At 62.1% G+C, this 6181-nt stretch carries 5 protein-coding genes; all 5 read left to right on the top strand.

Annotation, left to right across the window (positions count from 1 at the left end; genetic code table 11):
• Positions 1-1203, top strand: a 1203-nt coding sequence (locus HMPREF3011_RS09875) for an aspartate aminotransferase type Ic (protein WP_070841463.1), incomplete at its 5' end; no start/stop codon positions are given.
• Positions 1204-1237: 34 nt separating this feature from the next.
• A complete protein-coding gene (locus HMPREF3011_RS09870) occupies positions 1238-1963 on the top strand; it encodes a suppressor of fused domain protein (RefSeq protein WP_070841462.1) in 726 nt (241 codons plus the stop codon).
• Positions 1964-1993: 30 nt separating this feature from the next.
• Entirely contained in the window at positions 1994-5041 is a 3048-nt protein-coding gene (locus HMPREF3011_RS09865) for a DNA polymerase III subunit gamma and tau (RefSeq protein WP_070841461.1), read from the top strand.
• Positions 5042-5154: 113 nt separating this feature from the next.
• Positions 5155-5478, top strand: a complete 324-nt coding sequence (locus tag HMPREF3011_RS09860; protein ID WP_005511884.1) for a YbaB/EbfC family nucleoid-associated protein — start codon at positions 5155-5157, stop codon at positions 5476-5478.
• Positions 5479-5515: 37 nt separating this feature from the next.
• A complete protein-coding gene (gene recR, locus HMPREF3011_RS09855) occupies positions 5516-6142 on the top strand; it encodes a recombination mediator RecR (protein WP_070841460.1) in 627 nt (208 codons plus the stop codon).
• The last annotated feature ends 39 nt before the right edge of the window (positions 6143-6181 follow it).

Raw genomic sequence — 6181 nt, 5'->3', positions numbered from 1 at the left:
GAACTGAAGTCCCGTAACCTCGCACTGAATTTGACTCGTGGCAAGCCGTCGTCGGAGCAGCTTGATTTCGCGAATGCCCTGCTGGGTCTCCCGGCGCCGGATTACATTTCGGTTTCTGGGGAGGACGTCCGCAATTACGGCAACGCCAAGGGTATTACTGATATCCGCGCTATCTGGGCGGAACTGATGGATCTGCCGGTGGAAAACGTCCTGGCACAGGATGCTTCCAGCCTGAACATCGAGTTTGACCTGATTTCGTGGGCCATGCAGTTCGGCAACGTCGACTCGGAACGCCCGTGGAACGAGGAGCCGGTGCTTAAGTGGCTGTGCCCGGTTCCGGGGTATGACCGTCACTTTTCCATTACGCAGCACTTCGGCATTGAGATGATCCAGGTGCCGCTGAACGAAGACGGTCCGGATATGGATGTCGTGGAGAAGCTGGTTGCCTCTGACCCGCAGATTAAGGGCATGTGGAATGTCCCGATGTTCTCGAACCCGACGGGCGTGACCTACAGCGCTGAGGTCTGCCGTCGTCTGGTTGAAATGGAAACCGCTGCTCCGGATTTCCGTCTGATGTGGGATAACGCCTACATGGTTCACACGCTGACGGATGAGTTCCCGGAGATTCACAACGTCATTAAGTGGGCGGAAGAGGCGGGCAATCCGAACCGTGTGTGGGCTTTCGGCTCGACCTCGAAGATCACCTTCGCTGGTGCCGGCGTTGCTTTCTACGCTTCTTCGGATGCCAACTTGGAGGATTACCTCAAGCACGCTGGTATCCGCGGCATTGGCCCGAACAAGGTCAACCAGCTGGCTCACGCCAAGTTCTTCGGTGACGCGGAGGGCGTGCGCGAGCAGATGCGCCGTCACGCCGGTTCGCTGGCTCCGAAGTTTGAGAAGGTGCTGCAGATTCTGGATGAGCGCCTGACGGAGTACGGCGTGGCAGAGTGGTCGAAGCCGACCGGCGGTTACTTCATCAACCTCGACGTGGTTGATGGCACCGCTCGTCGCGTGGTGGAGCTGGCTAAGGAGGCCGGTATTGCGCTAACCGGTTCTGGTTCTTCCTTCCCGCTGAAGCAGGATCCGAATGACCGCAACATCCGTCTGGCACCGTCGCTGCCTCCGATGGAGGAGCTCGAGGTCGCTATGAACGGCGTCGCTACCTGTGTGCTGCTCGCCGCCGCTGAGAAGGCGACTGCGTAGGCCAAGTAGACCGAGTGGGTCGGGATAGGACTGTATGAACTTCGAAGAGACGAAGTTTTGGATCTCCGGGCTTTTCCCCGGAGAACCCCAGGTCGGTGAGTATGTGACGGAGCTGCCGGCCAGTGGTCGGCACGGGCAGGAACATGATTCGGCACCGCTTCGGGTCGCTGAGTTCTCGCTTTACGACGAGCCGGACGGCCAAGCGAACGAGCGTCGTCCGGAAGCGGCAGCCGCCACGGTGGAGTTGGGCCGCAACTACTGTGGCCTGACTGGCGCTGCACAGACGGATATCCGCGTGGAGCTCTTCGCCGTCGCTTACGCTGATTTTCCCGTGGCCACCATGGTCGCGGCCGCGGGAGCGCTGGTGGAGGAAGAGCCGGAGTTTCTCTCGCCAATTCCGGGCCGTGTCATCCCGAATGCGATTCGGGTAGCGGCTGATCAGGCGGCTGGGGTAGGGGAGTCGTCGTCAAGCACGGCCTTTACCGTGGCACACGTGCTGTGCACGGTGCCGTACGTGTGGAGCGACGGGGTGCCGAATGTGTCCGAGATGCCGGGCAAGATCAGCCTGCATGAGGGTGATGTGGAGTCCCCGCAGGGACGCATGACCACGATGACGCAGCTGGTGCCGATCACGGATGCGGAGCTGGAGTTTTATGAGCAGCAGGGTCCGCAGGCGCTGATGCAGAAGTTGGCCGAAGTGGATGCTGACCTGCGGGATTGGTGCCGTGAGTCGGTTGTTTCCCAGGAGGGTTCGAACTAGCCAATCCGGGGTGGAAGGTAGGCTGAGCACGTGGCTCTGTATAGGAAGTATCGTCCGGCATCGTTCGCCGAAGTGGTGGGGCAGCGGCACGTAACTGACCCGCTGTCGGCGGCGTTGGAATCTCGGGATGCGCAGGGGCGTCCCAACCGCATTAACCATGCGTATTTGTTCTCCGGGCCGCGTGGCTGTGGCAAGACCTCGTCGGCGCGCATTATGGCGCGCAGTTTGAACTGTGCGGAGGGGCCGACGGCCACACCGTGTGGCCAGTGTGCGTCGTGTCGTGCGCTAGCGCCGGGCGGTCCGGGCAATTTGGACGTTATTGAGCTGGACGCGGCTTCCCACAATGGTGTGGAAGATATGCGTGAGCTGCGGGAAAAGGCTATCTTCCAGCCGGCGGAGTCGCGCTATCGCATCTTCATTATTGACGAGGCGCATATGATTACCGCTTCGGGTTTCAATGCGCTTTTGAAGATTGTGGAAGAGCCGCCGGAGCACCTCATCTTCATTTTTGCGACCACGGAGCCGGAGCGTGTGCTGCCGACTATTCGTTCGCGTACGCATCACTACCCGTTCCGGTTGTTGACTCCGCCGGATATGCGCGGGCTGCTTGAGCGTGTGGTCACGGCCGAGGGCGTGCGGGTAGAGCCGGACGTGTATCCGCTGGTCATCCAGGCCGGTGGTGGTTCGCCGCGTGACTCGCTGTCGGTTATGGATCAGCTCATTGCCGGTTCCGGCACCAATGGCGTGGATTATGAAACGTCTGCGGCCATTCTCGGTGTCACTGACAGCGTGATTATCACGGATGCGATTGAGGCGCTGGCAGCGGGCGATCGTGCGGCCATGTTTAGCGTGGTCGGGCGTGTGATTATGTCGGGTCAGGATCCGGCGCGGTTTGCCTCGGATCTGCTTGGCCGGGTGCGTGATTTGCTGGTGCTGTCCGCAGTGCCGAATGCGCTGGAGCAGGGCTTGGTGGAGATCCCGGAGAGCCAAATCGACGGTGTTCTGGAGCAGGCCGGGACAATTCCCCCGGCGACGCTGACGCGCTTCACGCAGGTGCTCTCTGATGGTCTGCGGCACTTCCGCGGCGTGACGTCGCCGCGTTTGCTGCTCGAAGTTCTCTGTGCGCGCATGCTCCTGCCCGCCACCGAAGACTCCGTGGAGTCGCTGCTGCAGCGCGTAGAAGCGTTGGAGCACGGCAGGCCCGCGCTTGCCGACGGCTCGGGGGCCGCAACTCCCGCAGCGGCACCGGTGTCTTCCGATGCGGGTGCGGCTGAAGCGTCGCCGATGCAGTCTGGCCAGTCGGCTCGGGAGGCGTGGCGCCAGCGGAATGCCCAGCGTAAGAAGGGTGCGCAGTCGGCTTCGGTCACTCAGCGCGGACGTACTGAGCAGGCAGCGCCAGCGCAGGCACCGTCGCAACCTCAGCCCCAGCCGGGACCGCAGCCTAAGGTTCAGTCGGAACCCGTTGAGCAGCAATCGGCACCAGCGGCAGCGGTGTCGCAGGAGTCGGTAACTGAGCCGAAGCCTGCACCAGAAGCACCTACTGCGCCCGCTGAGCAGCCTGAACAGCCTACGCAGGCTACGTCGGCCGAATCAGTTGAGCAGCCTCAGCAGGCTGAACAACCGCAGCAGCCTGAATCGGCTGAGCAGCCGCTGTCCGAGGAAGAGGCTCAGGCAGAGAAGATTCGTGAGTTCCGTCGGAAGATGGCGGAGCATGCCCGGATTAGCGAGCAGCAGACTCGGGCGCAGCTTGCACAGGAGCGTGAGCAGCAGACTCGTGAGCGTGAGGGTGAAGGCGGCTCCATGCCGATTGTCGAGGAGGAGCCAGTTGTCTCTTCCTCGCCAACACACTCTGAACAGCAAACCCAGCCGACTCAGACCGCACAGTCTGAACAACCAGCCCAGCCCGAGCAATCAGCCGAGTCGGCACGGCCAACTCAGGCCGCCCAGCCCGAGCAGCCCGAACAGCCAACGCAGACTACTCAGTCGCCAGAATCGCAGCCGGAACCGCAGGTTCAGCAAGCACCAGAGCCAGCACCGCAACCGGAACCAACACCACAGCCGGAGCCCGAACCTGCACCCGCCGGTATCGAGCAAATCCGCGAGCGCTGGCAGGACATCCTTGCAGCTGTTGACGGCCCGCACGCGTTCCCCATTCGTGTACTGGCCGAGCAAGCGGTACCTCTCGATGTCGAAAATGACAGGCTCATCATCGGGCACAGCACAGGAGCGCTCGCTACCAGGCTAAACACACCGGATTACGCACAGGCACTGTCTGCTGCCGTAAAGCAGGTGACGGGTTTCAACGGCCAGGTGCACTGTGTCGTCGGTACGCGCCCGCGCGCACCGCGTTCAACAGCTACAGGTGGCGTTGCTGGGGAGGATGATTCGTCGTCAAGAGGTTCGTCCTCGCCGAACGACACCGCCCCTGCACCGACACCAGCAGCGCCAGCGCAGCCAGAGACATCTGAGCAGCAGGTACAGCAGGAACAGCAGGCGCAGCCAGAGCCCGCACCGCGCCCTCAGCGGTCGTCGGCCTACGCATCTGTTGCGGAACGCCGCGCAAAAATCGAGGCTGCCAAGCGTGCTGCGATGGGTCACCAGGCAGGTCCCGACCAGCCAGCGCAGCCACATCAGCAAAGCCAGCCAAATCAACCAGCTCAGCCAAGCCAACCGACTCAGCCGAACCCGAACCCGGTCCATCAACAGCAGCCAAACCAGCCGCAGCCGCAGTCGTTCCTGCGCGCGGCGCAAGCCAATGCCCAGGCAAATGCCCAAGCTCAGGCCAATCAGGATTCGGGCTTCGGCGGCGTCCCGCTGCCACCAGAGCCCATGGAGGAGTTCGCTCCGCCAGAGGGCGCAGAGGGCGCAGGGGGCTACGGTTCGCGCAACCCGTCCAACGCCAACACCACCTACAACCCGGTTTCCCAAAACCCGCAGGACAACAACTACGAAGAGGACACCTCCGAGTATTTCGAGGCCGCGAACGAGGTCGGGTCGCTCGATCACCGTTCGCTAAAGGACGTGGTCATGGAGATGCTGGAAAAGGAGCTGGGAGCCAAACCGCTAGAAGACCGCTAGAGCCGTTAGAATGGGGCGGCGATGCGCGTCGTAAAGCAAGGGCGATGAGCCTTTAAGCGTGCGCGTAACTACAAATCAGCACGTAAAAAGCACAATAGTTAGGAAAGTTAGTTATGACTCAGCCAGATATGAACGCAATTCTGCAGCAGGCACAGCAGATGCAGGCGCAGCTGCAGGCAGCGCAGCAGGAGATCGTCGCTTCCACCATCGTCGGTGAGGCTGGCGGTGGCCTGGTCAAGGTGACAATGCAGGGCTCGGGCGAGGTCACGGACATCGCCATTGATCCGAAGGTCGTAGACCCGGAGGATGTCGACGGGCTGCAGGACCTGGTCCTCGCTGCTTTCCAGGACGCTACCGCTAAGGTGCAGTCGCTGGCAGAGCAGAAGATGGGCCCGCTGTCCCAGGGCTTCGACGGTCTCGGTGGCCTCGGTTTCTAAATTAGCTTTTCAGACCAGTAATTGTAGGTAATTATCATTGTTCGAGGGACCACTCCAAGATCTCATTGATGAGTTCTCGCGCCTGCCGGGCATCGGCCCGAAGTCAGCTCAGCGTATCGCTTTCTACTTGATGAAGGCGGAGCCGGAGGACATCGGGCGACTCCAATCCGCGCTGGGGCGGGTGCGCGAGGGTGTGCAATTCTGCCGGGTCTGCGGCAACATCTCGGAAAGCGACGTGTGCCAGTACTGCTCGGACACACGCCGCGACCGTGGTCTGGTGTGCGTCGTTGAAGAGGCGCGCGATATCCAGGCCATCGAGCGCACGGGGGAGTACAACGGTCGCTACCACGTGCTCGGCGGGGCGCTCGATCCGCTCGGCGGCATCGGTCCGAACGAGCTCAATATCCGCACGCTGCTGCAACGTATCGCCGGCGTGCTTGACAACGTCGACGAGACCGAGCCCCCCGAAATCCACGAGGTCATCATCGCGACTGACCCCAACACCGAGGGCGAAGCAACCGCGACCTATTTGGCCCGGCTGCTCCGGGACTTCCCGGATCTCGAGGTCACTCGATTAGCCTCCGGCATGCCGCTCGGCGGTGACTTGGAGTTCGTCGATGAACTCACCTTGTCCCGCGCGCTGACGGGCCGGCTGAAGGTCTAGGCCCGCCAACCGGCCGCTGACCAGTCAGCTCGGCCGGTC

The sequence above is a fragment of the Corynebacterium sp. HMSC074C04 genome (assembly GCF_001838295.1).
GTDB lineage: Bacteria > Actinomycetota > Actinomycetes > Mycobacteriales > Mycobacteriaceae > Corynebacterium > Corynebacterium amycolatum.
The sequence above is the reverse complement of the archived record's forward strand: the minus strand, read 5'-3'. Positions and strand labels throughout refer to the sequence as shown.